This is a genomic window from Nocardiopsis sp. TNDT3, assembly GCF_003427465.1.
GTDB lineage: Bacteria > Actinomycetota > Actinomycetes > Streptosporangiales > Streptosporangiaceae > Nocardiopsis > Nocardiopsis dassonvillei.
In genome coordinates, this window is record NZ_QPFC01001280.1 from 1 (window position 1) to 2,786 (window position 2,786).

At 73.9% G+C, this 2,786-nt stretch carries 1 protein-coding gene; it reads right to left on the reverse strand.

Annotation, left to right across the window (positions count from 1 at the left end; genetic code table 11):
* Positions 1-288: 288 nt before the first annotated feature.
* Positions 289-2,682, reverse strand: a complete 2,394-nt coding sequence (locus DQW06_RS26860; RefSeq protein ID WP_013153929.1) for a Tex family protein — start codon at positions 2,680-2,682, stop codon at positions 289-291.
* Positions 2,683-2,786: the final 104 nt, after the last annotated feature.

Consider the following 2,786-nt stretch of genomic DNA (forward strand, 5'->3'; position numbering starts at 1 on the left):
CCCCCCCCCCCCCACCGCGGGTACGGGGAGGAGCTGACTCCCGCGCGCCCGAGGGGCCGAGGGGCCGCGGGGTGTCGGGCGGGCTGGCACCCGGCAAGGCGCTGCGATGCGGGGCGTCCTCGCCTCGGGGGCTGACGCCCGAGGGAGGGAGAAGCGGCAGGGCCCGGACGCCCGCCGGGCCGGGGTGCTCGTGACGCCCGTGCCGCCGGGACGCGTCGGCCCCCGGTGCCGGCGCGGGTGCGGGGAGGGCGGTCGTCCCCTCCCCGCACCCGTCGGCGGCGAGGGGCGTTACTTGCCCAGGCCGGCGCGGCGCAGCGCCTCGGCCATCGCGCCCTGCGGGGCGGCGCCCCCGCTGTTGTCGCGGCCGCGTCCGCCGCCGTTGTTGCGACGGCCGCCGCCACCGCCGCCGTTGCCCCGGCGTCGGTCGTTGCCGCCGCGGTCGCCGCGCTCCTCGCGGCCGCCCCGGCCGCCGCGGGCGGGCGCCTCGTCGTCCAGGCGCATGGTCAGGGAGATGCGCTTGCGCGGGATGTCGACGTCCTGGACCTTGACCTTCACGATGTCGCCCGGCTTGACCACGTCGCGCGGGTCCTCCACGAACTTGTACGACAGCGCCGACACGTGCACCAGGCCGTCCTGGTGCACGCCCACGTCCACGAACGCGCCGAAGGCCGCCACGTTGGTGACCACGCCCTCCAGGAGCATGCCCGGGGTCAGGTCCTGGAGCTTCTCCACGCCCTCCTTGAAGGTGGCGGTGGTGAAGGCCGGGCGCGGGTCCCGGCCGGGCTTGTCCAGCTCGGCGAGGATGTCGGTGACCGTGGGCAGACCGAAGGTGTCGTCCACGAACTCCTCGGGGCGCACCCGCGACAGCAGGTCCTTGTTGCCGATGAGCGAGGGCAGGTCGGTCCCCACCCGGTCCAGGATGCGCCGTACCACCGGGTAGGCCTCGGGGTGCACCGCCGAGGCGTCCAGCGGGTCGTCGCCGCCGGGCACGCGCAGGAAGCCCGCGCACTGCTCGAAGGCCTTGGGGCCCAGGCGCGGCACCGAGCGCAGCGCCTCGCGGGTGCGGAAGGGGCCGTTGGCGTCGCGGTGCGCGACGATGTTGCGCGCCAGGGTGGAGGTCACGCCCGACACCCGGGTCAGCAGCGGCACCGACGCGGTGTTGACGTCCACGCCCACGCCGTTCACACAGTCCTCGACCACCGCGTCCAGGGAGCGCGACAGCTTGGTCTCGGCCAGGTCGTGCTGGTACTGGCCGACCCCGATCGACTTGGGGTCGATCTTGACCAGCTCGGCCAGCGGGTCCTGGAGGCGGCGGGCGATGGAGGCGGCGCCGCGCAGCGACACGTCCAGGTCCGGCAGCTCCTCGGAGGCGTAGGCCGAGGCCGAGTACACCGACGCGCCCGCCTCCGACACCATCACCTTGGTGAGGTTGAGTTCGGGGTGGCGCTTGATCAGGTCGGCGGCGAGCTTGTCGGTCTCGCGGGAGGCGGTGCCGTTGCCGATCGCGACCAGTTCCACGCCGTGGGCGGCGCACAGCCCGGCCAGGCTGTGGATGGCGCCGTCCCAGTCGCGGCGGGGCGCGTGCGGGAAGACCGTGTCGGTGGCCACGACCTTGCCGGTGGCGTCGGTGACCGCGACCTTGACCCCGGTGCGCAGGCCCGGGTCCAGGCCCAGGGTGGCGCGGCTTCCGGCGGGGGCCGCCAGCAGCAGGTCGCGCAGGTTGGCGGCGAACACGTTCACGCCGTCGTCCTCGGCCTGCTGCCACAGCCGCATGCGCACGTCGATGTCCAGCCGCACCAGGATGCGGGTGCGCCAGCCCCAGCGCACGGTGTCCTGGAGCCAGCGGTCGGCGGGGCGGCCGCGGTCCACGATCCCGAAGTGGTGGGCGATGGCGTTCTCGTAGGTGCTGCGGGGCGTGGTGCCGTCGGCGTTCTCGGCCGGGGCGTCCTCCGGCTCCAGGGTGAGGGTGAGGATCTCCTCCTTCTCACCCCGGTACATGGCCAGCACGCGGTGGGAGGGCAGTTGGGTGAGCGGTTCGGAGAACGCGAAGTAGTCGGCGAACTTGGCGCCCGCCTCCTCCTTGCCCTCGCGCACGGCCGAGCCCAACCGGCCCCTCTCCCACAGCCGCTCGCGCAGGACGCCGGTGAGGTCGGCGTCCTCGGCGAAGCGCTCCACCAGGATGGCGCGGGCCCCGTCCAGGGCGGCCTTGACGTCGGCCACCTCCTTGTCGGGGTCGACGTAGGCCGCGGCCGCCTCCTGGGGGTCCTGGGTGGGGTCGGCCAGCAGCCCCTCGGCCAGGGGTTCGAGCCCCGCCTCGCGGGCGATCTGGGCCTTGGTGCGCCGCTTGGGCTTGTAGGGGAGGTAGATGTCCTCCAGCCGCGCCTTGGAGTCGGCCGCGTGGATGCTGGCCTCCAGCGCCTCGTCCAGCTTGCCCTGGGAACGGATGGACTCCAGGATCGCGGTCCGGCGCTCGGCCAGCTCACGCAGGTAGCGCAGGCGCTCCTCCAGGGCGCGCAGCTGGGCGTCGTCCAGCGCTCCGGTGGCCTCCTTGCGGTAGCGGGCGATGAAGGGCACGGTCGATCCGCTGTCGAGCAGGTCGACGGCGGCGGTGACCTGGTGCGCGCCCACTCCGAGTTCCTCGGCGATGCGCTGGTCGATCGTGGGTGTCACAGGCGTCGTCACTGGTTAAACGTCCACTCTCTGGCTGTTCGGTGCGGGGACATTCTGGTGGCGGGGAGCGACATTGTCATCCCGTCGGCCCCGTGTCCCAGGTTCGCGCACTGTGG